At 74.9% G+C, this 24,633-nt stretch carries 27 protein-coding genes; 13 read left to right on the top strand and 14 right to left on the bottom strand.

Going from position 1 to position 24,633, the window contains the following annotated elements; all coding sequences use genetic code 11:
- Positions 1-6: 6 nt before the first annotated feature.
- Positions 7-1,200 carry a threonine synthase gene (locus B1205_RS19010; RefSeq protein ID WP_089156810.1) on the top strand — a complete coding sequence of 398 codons (1,194 nt, stop codon included), beginning with the start codon at positions 7-9 and terminating at the stop codon, positions 1,198-1,200.
- A 60-nt stretch (positions 1,201-1,260) separates the two neighbouring features.
- Here B1205_RS19010 and B1205_RS19005 read toward each other — a convergent pair whose 3' ends face one another.
- The 3 genes from B1205_RS19005 to B1205_RS29865 all read right to left on the bottom strand — a co-directional run bounded on the left by B1205_RS19005 (position 1,261) and on the right by B1205_RS29865 (position 2,974).
- Positions 1,261-1,653 carry a cupin domain-containing protein gene (locus B1205_RS19005; RefSeq protein WP_089156809.1) on the bottom strand — a complete coding sequence of 131 codons (393 nt, stop codon included), beginning with the start codon at positions 1,651-1,653 and terminating at the stop codon, positions 1,261-1,263.
- A gap of 252 nt (positions 1,654-1,905) precedes the next feature.
- A complete protein-coding gene (locus tag B1205_RS19000) occupies positions 1,906-2,310 on the bottom strand; it encodes a hypothetical protein (RefSeq protein WP_089156808.1) in 405 nt (134 codons plus the stop codon).
- An 88-nt stretch (positions 2,311-2,398) separates the two neighbouring features.
- Positions 2,399-2,974, bottom strand: coding sequence for a hypothetical protein (locus B1205_RS29865; protein ID WP_089156807.1), 576 nt, complete (start codon positions 2,972-2,974; stop codon positions 2,399-2,401).
- 103 nt (positions 2,975-3,077) lie between these two features.
- Here B1205_RS29865 and B1205_RS18990 point away from each other — a divergent pair, with 103 nt between their 5' ends.
- From B1205_RS18990 to B1205_RS18975, 4 genes are all read left to right on the top strand, one after another.
- A complete protein-coding gene (locus B1205_RS18990; protein ID WP_089156806.1) occupies positions 3,078-3,770 on the top strand; it encodes a response regulator transcription factor in 693 nt (230 codons plus the stop codon).
- Positions 3,767-5,053: a HAMP domain-containing sensor histidine kinase gene (locus B1205_RS18985; protein WP_089156805.1), complete on the top strand. Its 1,287-nt coding sequence runs from the start codon at positions 3,767-3,769 to the stop codon at positions 5,051-5,053. The genes B1205_RS18990 and B1205_RS18985 overlap by 4 nt, the downstream gene beginning before the upstream one ends.
- A 60-nt stretch (positions 5,054-5,113) precedes the next feature.
- Positions 5,114-5,740, top strand: coding sequence for a PepSY domain-containing protein (locus B1205_RS18980; RefSeq protein WP_089156804.1), 627 nt, complete (start codon positions 5,114-5,116; stop codon positions 5,738-5,740).
- A 115-nt stretch (positions 5,741-5,855) separates the two neighbouring features.
- Complete coding sequence (locus B1205_RS18975; protein WP_254910042.1) at positions 5,856-6,935, top strand: beta family protein; 1,080 nt, start codon at positions 5,856-5,858, stop codon at positions 6,933-6,935.
- On the opposite strand, the gene B1205_RS18970 is transcribed toward B1205_RS18975, so the two are convergent.
- Entirely contained in the window at positions 6,919-7,173 is a 255-nt protein-coding gene (locus B1205_RS18970) for an adhesin (protein ID WP_089157088.1), read from the bottom strand. The genes B1205_RS18975 and B1205_RS18970 overlap by 17 nt on opposite strands.
- A gap of 95 nt (positions 7,174-7,268) precedes the next feature.
- On the opposite strand from B1205_RS18970, the gene B1205_RS18965 reads away from it, so the two are divergent.
- Positions 7,269-7,985 carry an MIP/aquaporin family protein gene (locus B1205_RS18965; RefSeq protein WP_089156803.1) on the top strand — a complete coding sequence of 239 codons (717 nt, stop codon included), beginning with the start codon at positions 7,269-7,271 and terminating at the stop codon, positions 7,983-7,985.
- Between the two features lie 2 nt (positions 7,986-7,987).
- On the opposite strand, the gene B1205_RS18960 is transcribed toward B1205_RS18965, so the two are convergent.
- The 4 genes from B1205_RS18960 to B1205_RS18945 form a co-directional block, all read right to left on the bottom strand.
- Positions 7,988-8,299, bottom strand: coding sequence for a hypothetical protein (locus tag B1205_RS18960; RefSeq protein ID WP_089156802.1), 312 nt, complete (start codon positions 8,297-8,299; stop codon positions 7,988-7,990).
- Between the two features lie 95 nt (positions 8,300-8,394).
- Positions 8,395-9,075 carry a hypothetical protein gene (locus B1205_RS18955; protein WP_254910041.1) on the bottom strand — a complete coding sequence of 227 codons (681 nt, stop codon included), beginning with the start codon at positions 9,073-9,075 and terminating at the stop codon, positions 8,395-8,397.
- A 242-nt stretch (positions 9,076-9,317) separates the two neighbouring features.
- Entirely contained in the window at positions 9,318-10,676 is a 1,359-nt protein-coding gene (locus B1205_RS29210; protein ID WP_140158099.1) for a hypothetical protein, read from the bottom strand.
- Between the two features lie 314 nt (positions 10,677-10,990).
- Positions 10,991-11,584, bottom strand: a complete 594-nt coding sequence (locus tag B1205_RS18945; RefSeq protein ID WP_089156801.1) for a pentapeptide repeat-containing protein — start codon at positions 11,582-11,584, stop codon at positions 10,991-10,993.
- A 66-nt stretch (positions 11,585-11,650) separates the two neighbouring features.
- Here B1205_RS18945 and B1205_RS18940 point away from each other — a divergent pair, with 66 nt between their 5' ends.
- Positions 11,651-12,883 (top strand): serine hydrolase domain-containing protein, encoded by a 1,233-nt coding sequence (locus B1205_RS18940; protein ID WP_089156800.1) that lies wholly within the window; start codon positions 11,651-11,653, stop codon positions 12,881-12,883.
- 75 nt (positions 12,884-12,958) lie between these two features.
- A complete protein-coding gene (locus B1205_RS18935) occupies positions 12,959-13,600 on the top strand; it encodes an NAD(P)-dependent oxidoreductase (RefSeq protein WP_089156799.1) in 642 nt (213 codons plus the stop codon).
- Here B1205_RS18935 and B1205_RS18930 read toward each other — a convergent pair whose 3' ends face one another.
- The 5 genes from B1205_RS18930 to B1205_RS18910 form a co-directional block, all read right to left on the bottom strand.
- Entirely contained in the window at positions 13,601-14,065 is a 465-nt protein-coding gene (locus B1205_RS18930; protein ID WP_089156798.1) for a PPOX class F420-dependent oxidoreductase, read from the bottom strand.
- A gap of 31 nt (positions 14,066-14,096) precedes the next feature.
- A complete protein-coding gene (locus tag B1205_RS18925; RefSeq protein ID WP_089156797.1) occupies positions 14,097-14,738 on the bottom strand; it encodes a DUF6642 family protein in 642 nt (213 codons plus the stop codon).
- A 139-nt stretch (positions 14,739-14,877) separates the two neighbouring features.
- The gene (locus tag B1205_RS18920; protein ID WP_089156796.1) at positions 14,878-15,348 is read right to left on the bottom strand and encodes a hypothetical protein; all 471 of its coding nucleotides are present in this window, start codon (positions 15,346-15,348) and stop codon (positions 14,878-14,880) included.
- A gap of 163 nt (positions 15,349-15,511) precedes the next feature.
- Complete coding sequence (locus B1205_RS18915) at positions 15,512-16,183, bottom strand: response regulator (RefSeq protein WP_089157086.1); 672 nt, start codon at positions 16,181-16,183, stop codon at positions 15,512-15,514.
- Positions 16,180-17,418 carry a sensor histidine kinase gene (locus B1205_RS18910; protein WP_089156795.1) on the bottom strand — a complete coding sequence of 413 codons (1,239 nt, stop codon included), beginning with the start codon at positions 17,416-17,418 and terminating at the stop codon, positions 16,180-16,182. The genes B1205_RS18915 and B1205_RS18910 overlap by 4 nt, the downstream gene beginning before the upstream one ends.
- A gap of 133 nt (positions 17,419-17,551) precedes the next feature.
- Between B1205_RS18910 and B1205_RS18905 the strand changes: the two genes are divergently transcribed.
- From B1205_RS18905 to B1205_RS18895, 3 genes are all read left to right on the top strand, one after another.
- Positions 17,552-18,451 carry an ABC transporter ATP-binding protein gene (locus B1205_RS18905; protein WP_089156794.1) on the top strand — a complete coding sequence of 300 codons (900 nt, stop codon included), beginning with the start codon at positions 17,552-17,554 and terminating at the stop codon, positions 18,449-18,451.
- Entirely contained in the window at positions 18,448-19,233 is a 786-nt protein-coding gene (locus B1205_RS18900; RefSeq protein ID WP_089156793.1) for an ABC transporter permease, read from the top strand. The genes B1205_RS18905 and B1205_RS18900 overlap by 4 nt, the downstream gene beginning before the upstream one ends.
- A 78-nt stretch (positions 19,234-19,311) precedes the next feature.
- Positions 19,312-20,451 (top strand): oxalate decarboxylase family bicupin, encoded by a 1,140-nt coding sequence (locus tag B1205_RS18895; RefSeq protein WP_089156792.1) that lies wholly within the window; start codon positions 19,312-19,314, stop codon positions 20,449-20,451.
- Here the strand turns inward: B1205_RS18895 and B1205_RS18890 are convergent.
- On the bottom strand, positions 20,390-21,970 hold the full coding sequence (locus tag B1205_RS18890; RefSeq protein ID WP_140158098.1) for a helix-turn-helix domain-containing protein: 1,581 nt from the start codon (positions 21,968-21,970) through the stop codon (positions 20,390-20,392). The genes B1205_RS18895 and B1205_RS18890 overlap by 62 nt on opposite strands.
- A gap of 148 nt (positions 21,971-22,118) precedes the next feature.
- Between B1205_RS18890 and B1205_RS18885 the strand changes: the two genes are divergently transcribed.
- Positions 22,119-22,958 carry a CDP-alcohol phosphatidyltransferase family protein gene (locus tag B1205_RS18885; protein WP_089156790.1) on the top strand — a complete coding sequence of 280 codons (840 nt, stop codon included), beginning with the start codon at positions 22,119-22,121 and terminating at the stop codon, positions 22,956-22,958.
- Entirely contained in the window at positions 22,955-24,631 is a 1,677-nt protein-coding gene (locus B1205_RS18880) for a sulfatase (protein ID WP_254910040.1), read from the top strand. The genes B1205_RS18885 and B1205_RS18880 overlap by 4 nt, the downstream gene beginning before the upstream one ends.
- Positions 24,632-24,633 lie beyond the last annotated feature (2 nt).

Raw genomic sequence — 24,633 nt, 5'->3', positions numbered from 1 at the left:
ACCACCGTGCACCTGACGCACCTGGAGTGCCCGCGCTGCGGCCTGGACCACCCGGCCGACAAGGTACAGAACCTGTGCGAGTGCGGCTCACCGCTGCTGGCCCGCTACGACCTGGCCGCGGTCGCCGCCACGGTCACCCCGGAGCAGTTCGGGCTCCGCCCGGCCGACCTGTGGCGCTACCGGGAGCTGCTGCCGGTGGCCGATCCGCGCTTCGTCACCACGCTGGGCGAGGGCTGGACGCCGATGTGGCGCGCCCCGGCGTACGGCCACGAGATCGGCGTGGACGAGCTGATCGTCAAGGACGAAGGGCTGATCCCGACCGGGTCGTTCAAGGCCCGGGGCGCGGCGGTCGGCGTGAGCCGGGCCCGTGAGCTGGGCGTCGAGCGGATCGCCATGCCGACCAACGGCAACGCCGGCGCGGCCTGGGCGACCTACGCGACCCGCGCCGGCATCGGCGCCACGATCGCCATGCCGCTGGCCGCGCCGGTCATCTGCCGGCAGGAGTGCCTGGCCGCCGGGGCGGACCTGCGGCTGGTCGACGGCCTGATCAACGACGCCGGCCGGGAGATCGCCGCGCTGGTCGCCGCCGCTGGCGGGCGGATCTTCGACGCCGGCACGCTGCGCGAGCCCTACCGTCTCGAAGGCAAGAAGACCATGGGGTACGAGATCGTCGAGCAGCTCGGCTGGCAGGTGCCCGACGTGATCATCTACCCGACCGGCGGCGGCGTCGGGCTGATCGGCATCCACAAGGCGCTGCACGAGCTGCGTGAGTTGGGCTGGGTGGAGGACAAGCTGCCCCGACTGGTGGCGGTGCAGTCCACCGGCTGCGCGCCGATCGTGCGCGCGTTCGCGGCCGGCGAGGCGCGGGCCACGCCGTGGGCGGACGCGCACACGGTCGCGTTCGGCATCACCGTGCCCGCCCCGCTCGGCGACGAACTGGTCCTGGCCGCGCTGCGGGACAGCGCCGGCACCGCGATCGCGGTGGACGACGCGGAGATCCTCACCGACCTGCGCGACTTCGCCGCCCGGGAGGGCCTGCTGCTCTGCCCCGAGGGCGCGGCCTGCCTGACGGCGGCCCGCCACCTGCGAGCCGGCGGCTGGATCCGCCCCGGCGAACGCGTCATCGTCCTCAACACCGCCGCCGGGTGCAAGGAGGGGCCCCTTCTTAACGCCTCCGGTATAGGAGGGGCCCCTTCTTAACCCGCGCACCCGCGCACCTGCGCGCGCAGCGTGCGGCGTGCGGGAGCGCGGCTTGGGCGCTCAGGACGTGGGCGGCTCGTCCTCGCCGGCCTCCTCGGCGGCGTCCGCCTCCTCCTTCGTCTTGTGCACCGCGCCGTCGGCGTGCTCCGGCGGGCCGTAGACGGTGTAGAGCACCAGCGGGTTCGGCCCGGTGTTGACGAAGTTGTGCTTCGTGCCGGCCGGCACGACCACCAGGTCGCCGGCGACGACGTCCTTCTTCTCCCCGGCGACCCGCGCCTCGCCGGTGCCGCTGACGAACGTGAGGATCTGGTCGATGCCCTCGTGCACCTCCTCGCCGATCTCGCCGCCCGGCGGAATGGTCATGATGACCAACTGCGTGTGCTCCCCGGTCCAGAGCACGCGGCGGAAGTCGGGACTCTTCTCGGCCACGGTCGCGATCGTGAAATGCTCCATGGACCGCACATACCCCGTTCGCACGCCCGCCACGCCGGGAGTGGCAGATGGTGGAATTCCCCACCGCGGTCAGGTTTGGACCCGCTGCGGACGGGCATGTGCTCCCCCACAAGAACCGGTGCGGGTTGGGCCGGTCGAGCCAGGTCCCCGCTGGCGTACCGCCAGCACGGCTGCGGCGGTGGGAGACGGCCAGAGCGCGGCGACGTTACGACTTCCGGGTCGGACGGCGCCGTGCGCTCGTCTCCGCACCCGTCACGCGAGCACCGTCAGGTGGAAGGGACGGTCCGCGTGCCCGCTCGGGGCGTGCGTCTCGACGAAGACCGCGTTGGCGATCCCGGTGCGCGGCGACACGGTGACGACGCCCTGCGGCGCGAGCCCGCCACCGCCGACCAGGCCCACCGTCCCGACGTACGCCGCGCCGGCCACGTCCTGATCGAAGGCGACCTGGTACATCCCGGCGGCGAGCCGGGTGGCCGAGGTGGCGCCGAGACCGCGTACCAGGGTGCCGTTGGCGTCGACGACGGCGAACAGGACGCGGGCGGTGCGGGGCAGCCCGACCGACGCACACGAGTCGATCTCGGTGTCGACGCGCGCGGCCTCCTGCACGCTCGGGGTGGGCTGGCCGATAGCCCCCCTCCTCGTTCCGGGGCTGGGCATGCTTCGACGCTATGTCGACGCCCTGCCCACCGACCACCGGCAGCACTGTCCGATCAAGGACAGTAAACCCATCTGAGCTGCGGAAACATCAATCGTGCGGGTCTCTCACGGGCACCCCGTCGCGGCACCGCAGCCGAATCTCGTGTTCCTGCCCGACGCCGACGAAACGGACCTCGACGTGTTCGTCCGGCCCCCGGTCGACCTCCTTCGTCTGGTACCCGGACGCCGGGGACCAGGACACCACCCGGACCCCGCCGGGCACGCACACCGCCTCGACGCTGCCGCCGGCGGTCACGAAGCCGCGCCCGCCCGACCCCGGCGTGCCGGGCCCCGAGCCGGCCGTGCTCGGCGTCCCGGCCGGGACCGCGCCCGCCGAGCCGGTCGCGCCAGACGGGCCAGACGAGCCAGACGAGCCGGAAGAGCCAGACGAGCCAGACGAGCCAGACGAGCCGGACGAGCCAGTCGCGTCGGTCGGGCCAGTCGCGTCGGACGTGCCCGCTTCGGGTACGGCGAGAGCGCGGGCCACCTCCCGCTCGGTGCGTACCCCACCTGCCGTTCCGGTGAGATCCGCGCCCACCCGGTCGACGGCGGCCAACCCGACGAGCGTGGCGACGGCGGTCGTGGCCAGCCAGCCGGCGACGGCGAGGAACGGACGGCGATCCATCCCCCGAGTGTGCCCCGCCGAAGGTTGGGCGGAGCATCGGGCAACGCTAAGGCCCGGTTAAGGGATGCCGGTTCCCACCCGGTCGGGGGCTAACCTGCCTTCCGTGGCGCGCCTGCTGCTCATCGAGGACGACCTGACCATCCGCACCCCGCTGCTGCGCGCCCTGCGAGACCAGGGGCACGCGGTGGCGGCGGCGTCGACCGCCCTGGACGGGCTGCGGGACGCCCTCGACGACCGACCCGACCTGGTCGTGCTCGACCTCGGACTGCCCGACCTGGACGGCGGGGAACTGCTGCGGATGTTGCGGGCGGTCAGCACCGTGCCGGTGATCGTGGCGACCGCCCGCGACGACGAGGTCGAGATCGTCCGTCTGCTCGACGCGGGCGCCGACGACTACCTGGTGAAGCCGTTCACCGCCGCGCAACTGGACGCGCGGGTCCGCGCCGTGCTGCGGCGCTCGGCCACCGCCGGTACGCCGGAGGCGGCGCTCGTGGTCGGTGGCCTCCGGATCGACACACGGTCACGGCAGGTCACCCTCGACGGCGTGCCGGTCGAGCTGACCCCACGCGAGTTCGACCTGCTGCACCACCTCGCCGGCCGACCCGGACAGGTGGTCACCAAGCGGGAGCTGCTGACCGAGGTGTGGCGGATCCCGTACGGCGGGGCCGACAAGACGGTCGACGTGCACCTGTCCTGGCTGCGGCGCAAGCTCGGGGAGAGCGCCCAGGCACCGCGCTACCTGCACACGGTGCGCGGCGTCGGGGTGCGGCTCGACGTGCCGGGGGACGACCGGTGAGGGGCCGGTTGACCCTCCTGGTCGCGGCGGTCGGGGTGCTCGTCATGGTGGCGTTCCTGGTGCCGCTGGCCGTGCTGGTGCGTACCGTCGCCGCGGACCGGGCGACCGCCCACGCCACCGCCGACGTGCAGCGCCTGGTGGCGGTGGTCGGCACCGCCGACCCGGGCACGGTCCGGTCGACCGTGGACCAGCTCGCCGTGGACACCGGCCGTGAGGTGAGCGTCTTCCTGGCCGACGGCACCGTGCTGGGTGCCCCGGCCGCGCGGACCCCGGCGGTCACGCTGGCCGCCCGGGGGCAGAGCCTGACCGTCGAGACCGCCGCCGGGCGGGAGGTGGTGATCGCGGTGCAGGGACGGCCGGAGGGCACCGGCGTGATCCGTACCCTCGTGCCCCGCGCGGAGCTGACCGCCGGGGTGAGCCGCGCCTGGTCGGTGCTGGCGTTGCTCGGCGCGCTCCTCGTCGTGGTCGGACTCGTCGTCGCCGACCGGCTGGCCGGCGCGCTGGTGCGGCCGATCTCCGCGCTGTCCGCCGTCAGCCACCGGCTGGCCAACGCCGAACTCGACGCCCGCGTCGAGCCGGCCGGCCCGACCGAGTTACGGGAGGTGGCGGGCGCGCTGAACCATCTGGCGGAACGGATCCAGGTCCTGCTGCGCGAGGAGCGGGAGCAGGTGGCCGACCTGTCGCACCGGCTGCGTACCCCGCTGACGGCACTGCGGCTGGAGGCCGAGTCGTTGCGGGACCCGGACGACGCCGCCCGCGTCACCGCCGCGGTGGACGGCCTGGAGCGGGCGGTGACCGGGGTGATCCGGCAGGCCCGTTGGCGCAGTACGGCGGCGGCCGGGGGCAGCTGCGACGCGGCGGCGGTGGTGGGCGAACGGGTGACGTTCTGGTCGGTGCTCGCGGAGGACACCGGCCGGACGGTGACCCTCGACCTGGCCCCCGGCCCGCTGCCGGTCGGGTTGGGCGGTGACGAACTGGCCGCCGCGGTGGACGCGCTGCTGGGCAACGTGTTCGCCCACACCCCGGACGGAACCCCGTTCACCGTACGGCTCGCGGTGGCGGCCGGTCGGGTGGCGCTGACCGTCTCCGACTCCGGCCCGGGGCTGCCACCCGGTCCGGTGCGGCGGGGTGCCAGCCGGGCCGGTTCGACCGGGCTCGGCCTGGACATCGCCGAGCGGGCCGCCCGCGCCGGCGGGGGCGAGCTGGAGCTGACCACCGCTCCCGGCGGCGGGGCCCGGGTGGTGCTCACGCTCGGCCTTAACCCGGCCTTGTCGTTGGGCTAGCGCGGCGCTGACCGTTCGGCGCGCACTCTCGACGGCAGGAATCGAGGAGAGGTGGCACCCATGCGACGACGAACTTCCCTGACCCTGGCGGCGGCCGGTGGCCTGGCGGTGCTGGTGGTGACCGGCGCGGCGCTCGGCGTGACCGCGGCCGACCGGACGAGCGGACCTACCGCCCCGGCCGCCGTGACGGTCGAGGACAACCCGGCCCGGTCCGGCACGACCGGCGAGGACAATCCGACCCGGGGGCGGACGACCGGGGAGGACAACCCGGCCCGTACGCGGACGGCCGGGGAGGACAACCCCGACCGGGGCGCGGACGACGGTCCGACGCGGACGGGACCGGCCGGCGGGAGCGGCCCGACCCGGGCGGGCGACGACGGCGGGACGGCCCCGGCGGCTCGCCTCGGGGTGAGCCGGCAGCGGGCCGTGGAGGTGGCGCTGGCCCGTACCGGTGGCGGTCGGGTCACCGAGGTCGAGGCGGAGACCGAGCACGGCCGTCCGGCCTGGAGCGTCAAGGTCACTGTGGACGGCCGGCGGCACGAGGTGAAGGTCGACCGGGACACCGGCGCCGTGCTCGAGTTCGAANGGGGGGCCGACGACCGGCGGGGCGGGGACGACGGCGGCACGCACGACCGGGGGGACGACCACGGCGGAGACCGCCACGGCGGCCACGGCGCCGACGACTGACGAGCGGCCGGGTACGGGGCCGGGTGCGGATGTTCCGCGCCCGGCTTCGTCGGGTCACCCGAGCGGGTCGGGAAGCCGGTGACGCAGCGCAGTCGAGTAGCTACATTTAATTATGATGTCCGCGCCCGGTGGTGCGCCGGACCCCGTCTACCGTCCTGTGCTGGCCGGCCGGCGGGGCGAGTTGGACGCCCTGGCCCACCTCGACGCCACCGCCGCCGGGCTGATCGCACCGATCGTCGACGTTCCCCGGGAGGAAGTGCGGCCGGCGCGAGCCCTCGGACGGCTGCCCGCCGGCCTGGTGCCCGCCGTCGACGTGTCGGCGCTGCCGGACGCCCCGGAGCATGATCCGGTGCGGTGGGGCGTACCCCTGGTGCCCGTGATCGGCCTCGCGGAGAGTGACCGGCGGCTGGGGGCCCACGGCGCGGCGGCCCGGGCCTGGACGCGACGGGCGGTGGTTCGGCTGCGGGTCGGGCTGGACCGGGTCGGGCCGGACGCCGCCACCGCCGCGGCCGAACGGGTGTGGCGGTCGACCGGCCTGGCGCCGGAGCAGTGCGACCTGCTGTTGGACACGGGCGACGTGTGCTGCCTGGCCGACGTGCGGACGGTCGAGCCGCGGGTACGGCGCGCGGCGCGGTGGGCCGGGCGGCACGCGTGGCGGTCGGTGACCGTGGCGGCCGGTGGGATGCCACCGACCCCGTCCGGGCTGCCGACCGACGAGCCGGTCCGCCTGGAGCGCTACGACTGGCTGCTCTGGCACCGGGTGGCCGACCTTGGTCTCGGGTACGGCGACTACGGCGTGAGCTGCGCGACGCGTGATCCGGACGCCCCGGGCGACCGGCTGCCGACGCTGCGCTGGACGGCGGACGACGCATGGTGGGTCTACCGCTGGTGCCGGCGGGGCGGACGCGGCGACGAGCGCATCGCCGACCTGTGCCGGACGCTGGTGGCCGCCCCGCACTGGCCGGCGACCGGGGCCGGTTTCTCCTGGGGCGACCACGAGGTCCTACGCCGGGCCCGACGCGGGGCCGGCGCCGGCTCACCGGCCAACTGGATCGCCTGGAGCACGTCGCACCACCTGGCGTACGTGCTGGCCGCGCTGACGCCACCGGGGACGGAGCAACGCGACGACTCGTGGCGGGCCGGTCGGAACGCCCCCGAACGGGGACGCGCCGGCCGGGTCACTCCTTCTCGGTGAAGCCGAACTGGACCACGCCCTCCTCGTCGACGACCGCGTCGACCGAGGTGTCGTTGAGCAGTTCGGCGGCGTCGGAGTCCAGGAAGATCCGCGCCCCCTGGGTGTCCACCACCTGGTCACCCTGCACGGGCTGCGGAACCAGCTCGATGGAGAGCGAACCGGCGTCGGTGTCGGCGGCGATGCGCAACCCGCCCGCGTCGGCGACGTCCTGCTGCGCGGCGAGGTCACGGATCACCAGGACGGCGTTCTCGGTNCCCTGCCCGGATGATCGGCCGCACGCTCGTGAACTGCCGTTTCGCCTCCGTCGGGCCGGCCGATCCATAAGCTCGGGGCATGGACGACCCGCGTCGCTACATCGCCGAGTTCCTCGGCTCGTTGCTGCTCGTCTTCTTCGGCGTGGGCAGCGCCGTCTTCGCCCGGGTCCAGGGTGGCGTGGTGGTGGTCGCGCTGGCGTTCGGGTTCACCATGCTGGCGCTGGTGTACACGATGGGGCCGCTCTCCGGCAGCCACATCAACCCGGCGGTCACGCTGGGCGTGCTGCTCTCCGGCAAGATCTCGCCGTTGGGCGCGGTGGCGTACTGGGTCGCGCAGTTCGCCGGCGCGACGGTCGCCGCGTTCGTGATCTGGGCACTCACCCGATGGGGTGACGTGGCCGACCAGACCGGCGCGCTCGGCACCAACGGGTACGGCGCACACATCAACCTGGGCGGCGCCGCCGTGCTGGAGACGGTGCTGACGTTCCTCTTCGTCCTGGTGGTGCTGGTGGTGACCGGCCGCGGCGAGCACGCCGCGTTCGCCGGGGTGCCGATCGGCCTGGCTCTGGCCGCCGCGCACCTGGTCGGCCTCACCCTGGACGGCACCTCGGTCAACCCGGCGCGGTCGTTCGGCCCGGCCCTGTTCCAGGGCGGCACCGCGCTACGCCAGCTCTGGGTCTTCATCGTCTTCCCGCTGCTGGGTGGCGCGCTCGCCGCCCTGGCCGCGCCGCTGATCCTGCGCCCGGGGGCAGCCGGGTACGGACCGGCGGAGCGGGTGGCCACGCCGCGGCCGTGAGCTCAGGCGCCGGGTCGGAACGGAGGCGGGTCCGCGGTGGGATCACCGCGCTCGACCAACGCGTCGATCGCGGCCGGCGGCAGGCCACGCAACGTGAGGACGCGCCGGCCCCAGCGGTGCAGCCGGCACGGGTGCGGGCTGGCGTCGTTGCGGCAGACCGTCCCGCCGGACCAGGTCCGTGGCGCGTGCACCACCACCGCCCGCACCGCGAACTGGACGTCCTCGACCGTCACGTACGGCGGTAGCGGGATCTCCCACAGCACGCCGCCGTCGGCGGACTGGCGGGCAGGGACGACGGACGCGACGCGGCTCATCGGGCGGGCCTCCACAGAGGATGGTCGGACGGGAACATCGGGAAAAGGTACAGCGCTCCGTTCCCCGCGCGACGGACAAACTGTCCCGGTCCGGCTCAGCGCAGCGCGACGGCCTGGAGACTGACGTTGCCGCACTGCCCGAGGGACTCCTCCACGGTCCAGGTCAGCAGCAGCTTCGCGCCGCGCGGAGCCCGGAACCGGACGGTGAAGTCGGTGGTGAGGACGGTGTGCGGGTCCTCCATCCGGATCGTGTCGACCGGGCCGCCGCCGGACAGACGCACGTCGAGCCGTCCACGGGCCATCCAGAGCCCGGCGTAGAGGTGCACGGTGCGCGGCTGTCCGTTGGCGGTCACGGCCAGGTGGAAACCACTGCCCTGGCCGCAGGTGTACACCCCGGACATGGTGCCGCGGGCGGACCCGACCGGGGTGCCGTCGCGCCAGGCGTACGCCTCGGGGTTGTTGTGGTAGCTCTCCCGCTTGCCCTGGCCGCCCTCGTCCCGGATGTCGCCGGACCCGCCGCGTTTGCGGACCGGCCGGTCGCCGAGCAGACCCCAGTGCGCCCAGTCGGCGGGGCCCACGGTGGTGAGATCGACCGAGGCGGGCACGTCGGCGCGGCTCACCGCGAGGGTCGGCGGCGCCACCGTGGCCGGTGCCACGGTCGACGGCGACGGGCTCGGTGACGGCGGCCGTTGCCGAGGTTGCAGGCCCGGGGTGACGACCGCGCCCTCGCCCTGGCTCGGCAGCCCGACCCGGCCGGTCGGCGCCACCGGCAGCACCGCGCTCTCCGCGCGCGGCGTGTCGTGCCGCTCGACCCCGAGGTAGGCCGCCAGCGCGGCCAGGCACAGGAACGCGGCCNGCGCGGGCGACCCTCCCGATGCGAGCCGGGGCTGGTCCGCGAACGGTCCTCCTCGCCCACCACACCCTCCGCTTCGATCGCGCTGCGCCGCCGGGAGCGGCCGAAGCGAGACCGGCTTCACGGTAGCGGAGTGGACTCGCCGCGGTCCGGCCGCGCGGTCGGTCAGCTTACCGTGATCGCTTCCAATGACACCCCGTCGTTCTGCCCACCGGTCACCGTGAGGGCCCGCCAACTGATCAGCAGCCGCTGGCCGGGTGGCGCCCGGAAGTGGACGACGTACTGGTAGAAGCGGTCGCCCCGGGCGAGGGGCACCTCCCGGACCGCCGGGTCGCCGCCACCGGAGAGCGACACGTCGAGCCGGGCCCCGGCCGAGAACGCGCCGACGAAGATCCGGACGGTCCGCAGGTCACCGCTGCCGGCCACGCCGAGGGTGAAGGTCTTCCCGGCGCCACGCTGGAAGACGCCCGACCGGACGCCCTCCTGCCGTACCGTCGGAGTGCCGTCGGTCCAGGTGAGACCCGAGACCCCGGCGTTGTGTTCCAGCCGGTCGCCGCCCGGGTCCTCGATCTCGCCGGTGCCGCGTTGCTTGCGCTGGACGCTCTGCGCGCCGGTACCGCCCCAGTGTCGCCAGTCCCGCGTGCCGAGCAGGGTGAGCGACACCGACGCCGGGATCGGTTGCTGGTCCAGGCCGAGGAGCGGCCCGCCGGGGAGCGCCGGGTCACCGGTGACCGGCACGACCGTGGGCGGCGCGGCGGTCGGCGCCGCCTCGGAAGCGGTCGGCGTCGGAGCGGTCGGTGCCGCCGGGGCACGGTCCGACCGGGCCGGCGGCGGCGCCGGCGACCGGACCGCGTACGCCAGCGCCGCCACCGACGCGGTCAGCGCGGCGGCGGCCAGCAGGACCCGCCGACGTCGACGGCGGGCCCGGGCCGCGCCGACCCGGGTGGTCCCGGCTTCGGGGGCGGGCTGGCTGTGCCGCCCGAGCACGGCCGGCCTCGGCTCCCCGCCCACCGCCCGGTCGCCACCGTCCGACGGCACCCGGCCCGGCAGGGGCGAGGCGACACCCTCCATCGGAGACCCACTCACCCGCGGCAGCGCCCCCAACCCCGTCGGTGCGGGGCCGACCAGCGGGACCAGGCCGCCCGGAGGCCCGACCAACGCCGGACCGCCAGGTACGGGACCGCGCGGGCCGACATCGTGGGGTGAAGGTCCGGCCGGTACCCACGCGCCGGATCGGTACCCGGGCAACGTCGGATCGTCGAGAGTCAGCCGGTGGCGCTGGACGGCGTGCCCGAGCGGTGTCGCGTCGCTCGTCGACGCCGCGACCCCCTGATCCGGCGCGATGTCCTGGTCCGGCGCGATGTCCTGGTCCGGCGCGGGCGGTGGGGGCGCGGCGTGGTCCGGATTGCCGGGCAGGCGGCGTGGGACGGCGGGCGGTTGCGGCGCGACGGCTGGCTCGTTCGGCGCGGCGGGCAGCCAGCCGCCGACCCGGATTCCCGGCTGCATGTCTTCGTCCTCAGCCACCGCCCCTCCCCCAGCCGCCGGAGCCGGCGGCCGTCACCCGGCCCGCCGCAGGGCAGGATGACACACGCTTCGATCTTCGAGAAGCGGTCGATGCATGCCAGTTTCGAGAGCGACTGTCCGGGCGTGTCGAGGCGGGGAACACCGAACCCTTGAGCACGGTATACCTGTCAGTCATAATTATGACTGACAGGTATACCGCGTTCGAGCAGTGAATGTTCTGGCGAGACCACGCCGAGTGACGGAAGCTGACCGGTCACGGTTGGGTGGACGGGCGGTGCGGACGCCACGGAGGCCGGCACGGGCGGACGGCGGGCTCAGCCGACCTGGAAGCCGAGCGCCTGGGCCAGCACCACGGCCTGCGCCACGTCGACCCGCGCGCCGGCCCGTTCGACCGCGGTCGGGTCGAGCGCGGACAGGTCACTGCCGCGCAGATCGGCGCGGGTCAGCTTGACGGCGTGCAGTTGGGCGCCGGACAGGTCGACGCCGGTGAGCACCGCACCGGTCAGGTCGGCGCCGGTCAGGTCGGCCTCGCGCATGCGTACGTCGGTGAACCGGGCGCCGCGCAGGTCGGCCCCGGGCAACGCGACGAAGGACCAGTCGCCCCGGTCGACCCGCAGCGGACGCAGGTCGCAGCGGTCGAAGCTGCTGCCGACCAGCTTGCAGCCGGTGAACTCGACCTCGAACAGGTTGCACCGGGTGAACGTGCAGCGGGTGAACGCCGAGTCGGCGTGCCGGGAGGCGTTGAACGCCACGCCGCCGAAGACGCACTCAGTGAAGACTGCGCCCCGGCTGACCGCCTCGGTGAGGTCGACGTCGAGGAACTCGCAGCGTACGAAGTGCCGGTCGACCAGCTCCTCCGCGTACCAGTCCTGCTGGCGGTAGGTGACGTCCTCGACGGGCTCCGGCATGCCGCCGACCCTAGTGTGACCGGCCGACACTTCCGACTCGACGTACCGGCAGGTAGGTTCGCGGGGATGAGCGTCGCAGTGAGCACCGACCCCGGCCGTGTCGGCTTCGATCCCACCCGGCTGGCGCGGATCGACGAGCACTTCGCCCGGTACGTCGACGACGGCCGGCTCGCCGGCTGGCAGATCGTCGTCACCCGCCGGGGCGAGATCGCCCACTCGACGACGTACGGGCTGCGCGACCGGGAGGCCGGCACCCCGGTCGAGGCGGACACGCTGTGGCGCATCTACTCGATGACCAAGCCGATCACCTCGGTCGCCGCGATGATGCTCTGGGAGGAGGGTCGGTTCGAGCTGACCGACCCGGTCAGCCGGTGGCTGCCGGAGTTCGCCGACGTGCGCGTCTACGACCGGGGTTCGGTGCTCAAGCCGTACACCGTTCCGGCGACCGAGCCGATCCGGATCTGGCACCTGCTCACCCACACCGCCGGCCTGACGTACGGCTTCGCCCAGGTCTCGGTGGTCGACGGCATCTACCGGGCGGCCGGTTTCGACCTGGGCGTGCCGGCGGGGGCCGACCTCGCCGCCGCCTCGGCCGGGCTGGCCCGGCTGCCGCTGCTCTTCCAGCCCGGCACGAGCTGGAACTACGGCGTCTCCACCGATCTGCTGGGCCGCCTGGTCGAGGTGGTCTCCGGGCAGTCGCTGGACGCGTTCTTCACCGAGCGGATCCTGCGCCCGCTCGGCATGGCCGACACCCGTTGGTGGGTGGACGCCCCCGACGCCAAGCGGCTGGCCGCGCTCTACGCCCCGCACCCGGCGACCGGCCAGGCGGTACGCGCCGACGGCATCGGCCGGGCCGCGCTGGTGGAGCCGGGGTGGCACTCGGGCGGCGGCGGGCTGGTCTCCACGGCCGCCGACTACCACCGCTTCACCCAGTTCCTGCTGCGCGGCGGCGAGTTGGACTCCGTCCGCCTGCTCGGCCCCCGCACGGTGCGCTTCATGACCCGCAACCACCTGCCCGGCGGCCGGGACCTCGCCTCGTTCTCCCCGGAGGGGTTCTCCGAGACGGTCCTCGACGGGATCGGCTTCGGGCTGGGCTTCGCCGTGGTGCTCGACCCGGTGCCGTCCCGGGTGCCCAGCAGCGTGGGCGAGTACTACTGGGGTGGCCTGGCCAGCACCGCGTTCTGGGTGGACCCGGTGGAGGAGGTCACCGCGTTGCTGTTCACCCAGCTCATGCCGTCGAGCACCTACCCGCTGCGCAGCCAGTTGCGCCAGCTCGTCTACTCGGCGCTGGTCGACTGAGCGTCGGCGGAACCGGTGGGGCCGGTTCCCGTGGAACGGCACCCGCCCGGCGGCCCGCTGCCTAGCCTGTGAGGCATGAGCGACATCGTCGTGTTCGGCGCCGGCGGGACGGCGGGCTCCCGGATCGCCGGCGAAGCGGTCGAGCGGGGGCACCGGGTCACCGCCGCGGTACGCCGTCCGGAAGCGGTCGGCTACCTGCCGGCCGGCGTACGCACGGTGACCGGTGACGCGACCTCGGCGCGGAGCGTACGCGAACTGGCGGAGGACGCGGACGTGCTGGTGGTGGCGATCGGCGGCGGCGAGCGGGAGCTGTGGCGCGACGCCGCGCGGACGCTGGTCGACACGCTGCGTGACCTGCCGGATCCGCCCCGCGTGATCCATGTCGGCGGCGGCGCGACGCTGCTCACCTCGCGCGGCACTCGATTCCTGGACGAACCGGACTTCCCCGCCGAGTACCGCGAGTCGGCCGAGGGCCAGGCCGACGCCCTGGAGTTCTACCGCTCCTCGGCCGACGGGGTGACCTGGACGTACGTCTCCCCGCCGCCGCTGGAGTTCCACCCGGGCGAGCGGACCGGGCACTACCGCACCGGCGCCGACCACCCGGTGACCGACGCCCAGGGCCGCTCGGTGCTCACCTACGAGGACCTGGCGGTGGCGATCGTCGACGAGATCGAGAACCCGCGCTTCGGCAACGCGCGGTTCACCGCCGCGTACTGATCAGTCGGCGAGTCGGGCGGGGAAGCCGCCGGTGGCGATCGGACCCCAGGCGGAGATGGTGACCCGGATCAGCGACTTGCCCTGCTTCACCATGGCCGCCCGGTACTCGTCCCAGTCCGGGTGCTCGCCGGAGATGCTGCGGAAGTAGTCGACCAGCGGTTCCAGCGCCTCGGGCAGGTCGAGCACCTCGGCCACGCCGTCGACCTGCACCCACGGCCCGTTCCAGTCGTCGGAGAGCACGCAGGCGGAGACGCGCGGGTCGCGTCGGATGTTGGTCACCTTCGCCCGTTCGGGATAGGTGGAGATGACCAGCCGGCCCTCGGCGTCGACCCCGCAGGAGACCGGGGAGGACTGCGGGCGGCCGTCGGCGCGGGTGGTCATGAGCACGACCCGGTGCCGGGGGCGGAGGAACTCGGTCAGGGCGTCCCGGTCGACCCGGGTGTTGCGCGCGATGCTGCGTGGCATCCCTCGGTTCTACCAGGCCGGCGGCCGGGCCTCAGCGCGGACGGCCGGCGGCCCGACGCGGGGACACCTGCTCCGGCACGCGCGGGCGCGCGGTGGGCCGCCACGCACGGCCGTTGGCGTAGATCACCCGGAAACCGAGGTACGCGGCGAGCGGCGCCCAGTGCGCCGAGCCCATCCGTAGCTCGGCCGCGTTGTGCCGCTGCCCGTTGGCCAGCACGTCGAGCAGCACGGTCTCGAACGCCGCCGACTCGACCCAGTCCACGTCGCGGGTGAATCCGCAGATCAACGCCGCCCCGGTGACGTCGAGGAACCCGCGCAGCGTGGCGTCGGAGGCGCGCAGCACCGAGCAGCTGCCGAAGTAGAGGCGGCGTCCCTCGCATCGACCGGCCATCCGCTCGGCGACGTCGGACAACTCCACCGAGTCCCAGTCGGTGAGGCAGAGCCGGCTGGGCTCGCCGTGCATGGCGAAGAAGCCGACCCGGTGGTCCGCGTACTGCTTGAGCAGCCACCGGTCGAGGAAGTAGAACAGCTCGTCGCGGGTGGCGGCGTCCTTGTGGATGTAGCGGATCCGGCCCAGTCGTTCGAGCAGGTCGAGCGTGGGCAGGACGGAGCCGCGCTCGTTGAGGTCACGGTGCCACTGCCCCTCGACGCAGAACACCCCGCCGCGCGCCACCGCCCCACCTCCCCCGTCCGCGCAGGTCACCGCCCGGATGGCCCCGGGCCCGGGAACACACGTTACCGGGCCCGGGGCCGAGAGCGGCCCGGAGCGGGGGTGGGGGCTCCCCGCGCCGGGCCGCCGGCTGTGGCCGGCGTCAGCTCGCCCGGGGCCAGCGCGGTCGAACGGCGGGGGCAGCCGCCGGACGGGCGACGGCGGGCCGCAGGCCGGGGCGTACCGGCGGCGCGGCGACCCGTGGGAGCGGACCACGCGGGGCCTGCCCGGCCCCGGACCGGGCGACCGGGGCGGCGGCCGGGCGGGCCGTCGGCCCGGTCAGCACGAACGGGAAGGGTACGTGCACGAACGGGTTGCCGTGCCGGATCAACGCGTCGATCTGGCGCTCGTTGAGGCCGTGTGTCTCCAGCACCCGGCGTCCCCAACGGTGCAACCGGCAGGGGAACGCCGCACCGTCGTTGCGGCACTTCGGCCCCGCGGGCCATTCCTCGGCGGCGTGCACCACCACCGCCCGGACCGCGAGGCGGACGTCCTCGGGGGTCAGCGGCGCCGGCAACGGCACCTCACCTAGGACCTTGTCGATGGGATCCGTCGACTGCTCACCAACTCGCACGGCAGGCCTCCCGCAGCTCGGCAGCGGTGCGGCGGACCGGCCGCACCACATCCTCGTCCACTGGTACGGCCGGACACCGGCGACAGTTCAATCGGGCCGGAAGCGAAGCTCTCATCGCCGATACTCTCAAGTTTGAAAGTATCAGCAGTGAGAGTGTCCCAGGTCACACCAGGTCGGCGTCCTGCACCAGCAGCGCCACCTGCACCCGGTTGTTCAGGTCGAGCTTGGTGAGCAGCCGGGACACGTACGCCTTCACGGTCGCCACACTCATGAACAGCTCGGCGGAGATCTCCGCGTTGGTGCGGCCCCGCCCCAGCAGCAGTGCGACCTCCCGCTCCCGCTCGGAGAGGCCACCCAGCAGCCGCTGGGCCCGGGCCCGCCTCGGATCCGGGCCGGGCGTCGGCGCGGTGGCGGTGACGTGAGCGATCAACGTGCGGGTCACCGCCGGGGAGAGTGTCGCCTCCCCCGCCGCGACCCGGCGCACCGCCGCCACGATCTCGGCCGGCGGGGTGTCCTTGAGCAGAAAGCCGCTCGCCCCGGCGCGCAGCGCCCGCAGCACCTGCTCGTCGGCGTCGAACGTGGTCAGCACCAGCACCTCGGGCGGGTCCGCCGTGGCCCGCAGCGCCTCGGTGGCGGCCAGCCCGTCCACCCGGGGCATCCGGATGTCCATCAGCACCACGTCCGGGGCGTACGCGGCGACGGCCGCGGGCACCTCGGACCCGTCGCTGGCCTCGCCCACCACGGTCAGCTCAGGCACACCGCCGAGGATCATCGACAGCGCGCCCCGGACCAGCGGGTCGTCGTCGACGATCAGCACCCGCACCGGCGTGCTCATGCCGCCGCGGCCCAGGGCAGCCACGCGGTCAACCGGAAGTCGCCGTCGGCGGCGCGGCCGTGGTCGAGTCGCCCGCCGGCCAGCGTGACCCGTTCGGCGACCCCGACCAGTCCGGTGCCGGTGCCGGGAATGGACGTGCCCGGCCCGCCCACCGGCCACGGGTTGCTGACCTGCACGGCCAGCCCGTCGCCGGGACCGCCGGCCAGGCGGACCGTCACCGCCGCCCCGGGCGCGTGCTTGCGGGCGTTGGTCAGCGCTTCCTGCACGATCCGGTACGCGCTGCGCCCGGTCGCCGCCGGCACCTCGGCCGGCTCGGTGATCTCGTCCACCACGCTGACGCGTACCCCGGCGTCCCGGCTCTCGGCGACCAGCGCGGGCACGTCGGCGAGCGTCGGCTGCGGCCGTTCCGGGGTGGCCTCGGAGCCCGCCTCGGCCCGCAGCACGCCGATCACCTCGCGCAGGTCCTGGAGCGCGGCGTGCGCGCTGGCCCGGATCACCCCGGCGGCGCGGGCGACCTCCGCCGGCGGCGCGTCCGGGCGGAACTCCAGCGCGCCGGCGTGCAGGCTGAGCAAAGAGATCCGGTGGGCGAGCACGTCGTGCATCTCCCGCGCGATCCGGCTGCGTTCCAGGTGCCGGGCCTGGTCGAGCCGGAGCTGCTGCTCGGCCTCGGCCCGCTCGGCCCGGTCCCGCAGCGACAGCACGAGCTGGCGGCGGGCCCGGACGAACATCGCCCAGGCCACCACGATGCCGGTGAACAGCACGATCCAGGCCATGGCGGCCCAGAACGGCAGGGCCGGGTCGGGGCGCAGCACGGTGAAGGGCAGCGCGCTGAGCAGGTGCCAGCCGACCAGCGCCAGCCCCACCGGCAGCGGCCGGTGCACCAGCACGGTGAAGAGCACGACCAGCAGCGCGACGCCGGCGGTGACCGAGAAGAGCGCCAGCGGCGCGACGGCCACCGCCAGCCCGACCGGCCAGCGGCGGCGCAGCCAGAGCGCGCCGCTGGCCAGCAGGCCGACGAACAGGTCGGCCTCGGCGAGCCAGGCCGGCCCGATGTTGAGCGCGAAGTCCGGATTGTCGCTCATCGCGTCGTCGTGGGCGAGGAGCACCCAGCCCAGCGCGAGCAGGAACAGCAGGCCGTCGACGAACCAGTCGCGCGGGGTGCGTCGGGCGGCCCGGGCGGGCACCAGGGAGCCCGGCAGGAGCCAGGGATGATCGGGTACGACGGCGCTGCTCACCTGCCCAATGCTAGGGAGCCGTCCGGGGCGGCGACCAGCTACCAAAGTCGACGCCTGCGGTGGACCGAGGTCGAGGCGACGGCCGACCGCCGGCCGCAGCGGACGACCGGGTGGCCCCGGCAGGCTCAACCACATGATCGAAGTTGACCACCTGACCAAGCGGTACGGCCCGCACACCGCCGTCGAAGACGTCACGTTCCGCTGCGAACCGGGCACGGTGACCGGTTTCCTCGGCCCGAACGGCGCCGGCAAGTCCACCACGATGCGCATGATCTGCGGGTTGACGCCGCCCAGCTCGGGCGGGGCCACGGTGGCCGGCCGGCCCTACCGGCGGCTGCCCAACCCCGGCCGGGAGATCGGTGTCCTGCTCGACGCCTCGGCCCAGCACCCCGGACGCACCGGCCGGGAGACGCTCACCCTGGCCGCCCGCACCATGGGCGTGGACCGGGAGCGGGTGGCCGCGACGCTGGACCTGGTCGGGCTGAACGACACCGCCGCGCGGCGGCGGGTCGGCGCGTACTCCCTGGGGATGCGGCAGCGGCTCGGCCTGGCGCTGGCGCTGCTGGGCGACCCCCGGGTGTTGATCCTGGACGAGCCGGCCAACGGCCTCGACCCGGAGGGCATCTTCTGGATGCGCGGCCTGCTGCGCGACTACGCCGACCGGGGCGGGACCGTGCTGCTCTCCTCGCACCTGCTGCGCGAGGTGGAGGCGGTGGCCGACCGGCTGGTGGTGATCGGCGGCGGCCGGGTGGTCGCCCAGGGCGACAAGGGCGAGCTGCTGGCCGGCGCCGGCACCCTGGTGCGCGCCCGGGACCAGCACGCCCTGCGCCTCACCCTGGACCGGGCCGCGCTGCCGGCCACCGCCGACACCGGCGGCGGATTCGTCGTCCGGGCCGAACCGGCGGCCGTCGGCCAGGCCGCGGCCGACGCCGGGCTGGTCCTCACCGAACTGCGCCCGGCCGGCAGCGGCGGCCTGGAACAGCTCTTCCTCACCCTCACCGCCGGCGCGTCGACCAAGGAGGCCGTCCGATGACCACCGCCACCGTCCCCACCGCCGCCCCGGCGCGGCACGAGCCCGCCGCCGGCCCCTCGCTGGCCCGGCTCACCGGGGTGGAGCTGCGCAAGCTCGCCGACACCCGGGCCGGGCGCTGGCTGCTGATCACGATCGGGCTGATCGCGGCCGCCATCGTGGTGGTGCAGCTCGTCGTCACCGACGCGGCGGAGCAGACGTTCACCGCGTTCTTCTCCCCGTCGCTGCTGCCGGTCGGGCTGCTGCTGCCGGTGCTCGGCATCCTCTCCATCACCGGCGAGTGGTCCCAGCGCACCGCGTTGACCACGTTCGCGCTGGTGCCCCGCCGGGAGCGGGTGATCGTCGCCAAGCTCGCCGCGGTGGTGCTGGCCGCGCTCGCCTCGGTGCTGGTCAGCCTCGCCGTCGCCGCCGCCGGCACGCTGGCCGCCGGGGCCACCGGCGGGGCCGGGGCCTGGACGTTCGACTGGGCGCTGCTGCCGTACGCGGCGGTGTTCCAGGTGGCGAACGTGCTGATGGGCGCCGGCTTCGGTCTGTTGCTGCGGAACACGCCACTGGCGATCGTCACGTACCTGCTGCTGCCGACCGTGTGGAGCGTGCTGGCCGCGTTGATCGAGGGGTTGCGCGGGCCGGCGCGTTGGCTCGACACCACGTACACGATGGAGCCGCTGCTGGGGCCGGACGTGACGGCCGGGCAGTGGGGCCGCCTCGGGGTCTCACTGGCCGTCTGGATGCTCCTGCCGCTGGTGGCCGGGCTGGTCCGGACGCTGCGCCGGGAGGTGTCCTGACGGTGGCGGCGGGCAGCGGAACACCGCTCCCGTGAACGCGTGATGTGCCCTGCCCGCCCGCCGCCCGACGATCGACCCATGACCTCGAACGACATGCCGCAGCCGGTACGCGGTGCGGCGGGCGGCCGGGACACCGGGCCACGCGACGTGACCCGGGACCGGGAGAACCCGGACCTGCTCGCCCCGCCGCCCACCGACTCGGGGACGATGCCCAACCTGAAGTTCTCCTTCGCCGACGCGCACACCCGGATCGAGCGGGGCGGCTGGACCCGCGAGATCACCCGGCGGGAGCTGCCGGTCGCCACCGAGCTGGCCGGGGTGGACATGTCGCTGGAGCCCGGGGCGTACCGGGAGCTGCACTGGCACAAGCAGGCGGAGTGGGCGTACGTCATCTCGGGGAGCTGCCGGATCGGCGCGGTCGACCAGGAGGGCCGCACCTTCCTCGACGACGTGCGCCAGGGCGACCTGTGGTTCTTCCCGCACGGCATCCCGCACCACATCCAGGCCCTCGACGACGGCGTGGAGTTCCTGCTGGTCTTCGACGACGGCGCGTTCTCCGAGAACAGCACGTTCCTGATCAGTGACTTCTTCGCGCACACGCCGCGAAGCGTGCTGGCCAAGAACTTCGGCTGGACGCGGGAGCAGTTGGCGAGCCTGCCGGAGCGGGAGCGGTACATCTTCCCCAGCGAGGTGCCGCCGCCGCTGGCCGAGGACCGGGTGGTCAGCCCGACCGGCGACGTGCCGCGCACGTTCTCCCACCGGCTGCTCGCCCAGGCGCCGGAGCGCTTCCCCGGCGGCACGGTCCGGATCGCCGACGCGGCCAACTTCGCCGCGTCCACCGCGATCTGCGCGGCGCTGGTGGAGATCGAGCCGGGTGGCCTGCGGGAGCTGCACTGGCACCCGACCGACGACGAGTGGCAGTACTGGCTCTCCGGGCACGGGCGGATGGGCGTCTTCGCCAGCAGCGGGGTGGCCCGCACGTTCGACTTCCGGGCCGGCGACGTCGGCTACGTGCCGTTCGCCTACGGGCACTGGATCGAGAACCTCGGTGACGAGCCGCTGGTGTTCCTGGAGATGTTCCGCAAGCCCCGGTTCGAGGACATCTCGCTGACCCAGTGGATGGCGAACCTGCCCGCCGAGATCAGCGCCGCCACCCTCAACCTGCCCCGTGAGCTGGTGGAGGCGCTGCCGAAGGAGAAGCGGCCGGTGGTGCGCTGACGGCCGGCCGAGCGTCCCACGCGCGGGCCAGTTGCAGTCGGCTGCGCACGCCGAGCTTCGCGTAGACGGCGCGTACGTGCGTGTCGACGGTGTGGAACGACAGGTGCAGCCGGCCGGCGACCTGCTGCTTGGTCGCCCCGGCGGCGAGCAGGTCGGCGATGCCGGCCTCGCGGGCGGTCAGCGCGGCCGGGCCGTGGCCGGGCGGCCGGGGAGCCGGACGGCGGCGGGTCTCGTCGAGCCGGCGGTCCCACCGCTCGGCGGTGGCCTGGTCACCGGTCGCGCCGGACCGGCCGTACCGCGCCGCCGCCTCCCGCGCCGCCGCCCGCGCCTCCGGCAGCCGGACTCGGGGCGAGCGCGCCAGGTCGAGCAGCGCGTCGGCCAGCGCCGGCCGGGCGTCCGTGGTCCGCAGCGCCGCCACCGCCGCCCGCAACGCCGCCGGGTCGCGACGGGCCAGGCCGTCCGCGTGCCCGGCCAGCCCACCCCACAGGGGTACGGGGGTCCGCCCGGCCACCTCGGCCAGGCGGCCCGCGACGGCCCGTGCGCGGCGGGCGTCGCCGAGCAGCAGCAGGGCGCGGACCAGCCGTGGACCGTACTGGGCCACCGCCAGCACCGGTCGCACCGTGCGGGCCAGGTCGTCGGTGACGGCGCGGAGCAGGTCCCGGTGTCGGGCCGGATCGGGGTCCCCGGCCGCCGCGCAGCACAGCGACGCCCACGGGACGCGGTCCGGCCAGGGCGCACCCGGGTGGTGTTCGGCGAGCAGGGCCCGGGCCCGCTCCGGGCGACCGGTCCGGTACGCCACCTCGACGCGTACCGCCAGCAGGGCGGCGTGGGCCTCGTCGCCGAGCGGACCCCGGGCCAGCGCCAGCCGCGCCCGCGCGTCGGCCTCGGGCAGCGCGCCGACCGCGAGCAACCGCCGGCAGGACAGCGCCGTCAACGCCGGCCGCGCGCCCGCCGGCAGGTCGGCGTACGCGGCGTCCAGCGCCACCGCCGCGTCGTCGTACCCGCCGAGCGCGAGCCGCACCTCGATCCGGTCCAGCCGGAGCGCGACCGCCTCCCCGCGTACCGCCGGGTGCTGGGGGTCGACGGCGGCGAGCGTGTCCCGGGCGGTGGGCAGTGCCCCGACGGTGAGCGCGCGGGCCGCCCGGGCCAGGGTGAGCCGCGCGCCGACCGCCGGTGTCGGATGGGCCGCGCGGGCGCGGCCCGCCGCCCGCAGCAGGCCGTCGGTGTCCGGGTGGCCGACCCGGGCGGCGATCGACGCCTCGGTGGCGAGCAGCCAGCCGCGCTGGTCCGGAGCGGCGTCGGCGCGGGCCTGCCGCAGCCGGGCCAGCGCCACCGACGGGCGGTCGTGGCCGTATCCGGCGGCGAGCCGCCCGAGCAGCCGGGCCCGGTCGGCGGCGCCGGTCCGGTCGGCGGCGATCTCGGCGGCGAGCCGCTCGTGCGCCTCGGCCGGGTATCCGGCAAGGTCGAGCAGGTCGGCGACGGCCAGCGCCCGGCGGGCGGGTTCGGAAGGTCGGGACACGGCACCGAATGAACCACGGCGGACCCGCCCCGGTCGGACGGTTGCGTGAAAGCCACTCGTGATCGTGAGTTTTCGGCATCAGAGCGAACCGTTCGGGCATGTTCTGCGTACAAACCGGTGGGCCGTACGCGCGCAACTCGGAGGCACGGTGACAGTCGTTCGGACAGATCCATTCGCGGGGACGATCCTCCAGGTCGGTGTGCTGGCCGCGCTCGCCGGCACCGTCGGCCTGGGCCGCCCCGGTTGGCTGGCCGGCCTCCTCTTCGGGGCGGTGCTGGTCGCGGCGCTGCGCCATGGACTGCGCCGCGCGGGCACGGACCGGCTCGGGCCGGCCGACTGGGTGACGCTGGGCCGGGCGACGCTGACCGGCGGGGTGACCGCGCTGGTGGTCGACTCGTTCAGCCGGCCGGTCCCGGTCGCGGTGCTGGCCGGGCTCACCACCGTCGCGCTCGCCCTCGACTGGGTCGACGGCCAGGTGGCCCGGCGCACCGGCACGGCCAGCGCGCTCGGGGCCCGGTTCGACATGGAGGTCGATTCCTTCCTCCTCCTGGTGCTCTGCGGATACGTCGCCGGCCAGGTGGGCGTCTGGGTGTGCGCGATCGGCGCGATGCGGTACGTCTTCGGCGCGGCCGGGCGGGTGCTGCCCTGGCTGCGCGGTTCGCTGCCACCCCGCTACTGGCGCAAGACCGTCGCCGCGACCCAGGGCATCACGCTTGCGGTGGTGGCGGCCGAGGTGCTGCCCGTGCCGCTGGCCGTGGCGGTGCTCGTGGGCGCGCTCGCGCTGCTGGTCGAGTCGTTCGGCCGTGACGTGTGGTGGCTGTGGCGGCACCGCTCACGTCCGACCTCCCGGCGCGAGGTCGCCGGCCCGGCGGCGGTGCGCGACGTCGTCGTACGCCCCGCCGCTGCGGCGCCCCGCGTCGCCGGTTGGCAGCCCGGCGGCGGCGTGCTGGTCGCCCGCCACCCGGCCGAGGTCGGGGGGCGGTCGTGACCCGCGACGCCCCACCGACGGACGACGCCACCCGGGCGGGCGACGACGGCACCGGCGACGCGGGGCGGCGGGGGCGGCGAATCCGCGCCGGGACGGTCACCGCGCTGGCCGCCGTGCTCGTGCTGGTCGCCCTGACCGCACCGGGCGACGTCGACCAGCTCACCCCGGGCGCGTTCCTGCGGATCCCGGTGGAGGGGCTGGTCGCGGTCGGCCTGCTCCTGGTGCTGCCGGCGAGGCCGCGCCGGATCGTGGCCACGCTGTTCGGCGCGCTGCTCGGCCTGGTCCTGGTCCTGAAGGTCACCGACCTCGGCTTCTCGACGTTCCTCGACCGCCGGTTCGACCCGGTCGGCGACTGGGCCTTCGTCGGCGCCGGCGCGGAGTTCCTGGCCGAGTCGTACGGGCGGGCCGCCCAGGTGGGCGCGATCGTCGTGGTCGTGGTCGCGGTCGTCGCCGTACCGGTGCTGGTGACGCTGTCGGTGCGGCGGCTGGCCCGGGTGGTGGTCGGGCACCGGGTGGTGAGCGCCCGGGCCGCCGCCGCGTTCGCTGCCGCCTGGATGGCGTGCGCCGTGCTCGGTGCGCAGATCGTGCCGGGGGTGCCGGTCGCCACCGGCACGGTCGCGACCGACGTGTACGACCGCACCCGCCAGGTCCGCGCCGGGCTGCACGACCAGGAACGGCTGCGTACCGAGACCGCCGACGACCCGTTCCGGGACCTACCCGGCGACCGGTTGCTGACCGCGTTGCGCGGCAAGGACGTCCTGGTCACGTTCGTGGAGAGCTACGGCCGGGTGGCGGTGGAGCACCCGGAGCTGGCGCCGGAGGTGGACGCCGTCCTCGACGACGGGACGCGGCGGTTGCGCGCGGCCGGCTACGGCAGCCGCAGCGCGTTCCTCACCTCGTCCACCAGCGGGGGCGGCAGTTGGCTGGCGCACGCCACGCTGCTGACCGGCGTCCGGGCCGACAACCAGTTGCGCTACACGAACCTGGTGCACAGCGACCGCCTGACCCTCAACGGCGCGTTCAAGCGCGCCGGGTGGCGGACCACGCTGGTCATGCCGGCGCTCACCCGGGCCTGGCCGGAGGCCGACTTCTTCGCCGCCGACCAGGTCTACGGGGCCGGCGAACTCGGCTACCGGGGGCTGCCGTTCAGTTTCTCCTCCCCGCCGGACCAGTACACGCTGGCGGAGTTCCAGCGCCGGGAGCGGGCACCCGGGCACGCCCCGGTGATGGCCGAGCTGGCGCTGCTCTCCAGCCACCTGCCGTGGAGTCCGGTGCCGCGCCTCATCGACTGGGACGACGTCGGCGACGGGTCCGTGTTCTCGGGCTCGGCCCGCGGCGGCGACGAGGACGGGGGTACGCGCGAGGCGTACCGCCGGTCCGTCGTGTACTCGTTGCGCACGCTGATCTCCTACGTGGAACGCTACGGTGACGAGGACCTCGTGCTGGTCGTCCTCGGCGACCACCAGCCGACCCGGGCGATCACCGGCGAGGGGGCGGGCCGGGACGTGCCGATCACCATCGTGGCTAAGGACCCGGCCGTGCTCGACCGGATCGCCGGGTGGGGCTGGCGGGACGGGTTGAACCCCGACCCGGCCGCCCCGGTCTGGCCGATGGAGTCGTTCCGCGACCGCTTCCTGCGGGCGTTCGGACCGCAGTCCAGGACTCACAGTTAGGA

It is taken from the genome of Micromonospora sp. NBS 11-29, from assembly GCF_002140155.1.
Classification (GTDB): Bacteria; Actinomycetota; Actinomycetes; order Mycobacteriales; family Micromonosporaceae; genus Micromonospora.
This window is presented reverse-complemented; position numbering and strand designations above follow the sequence as displayed.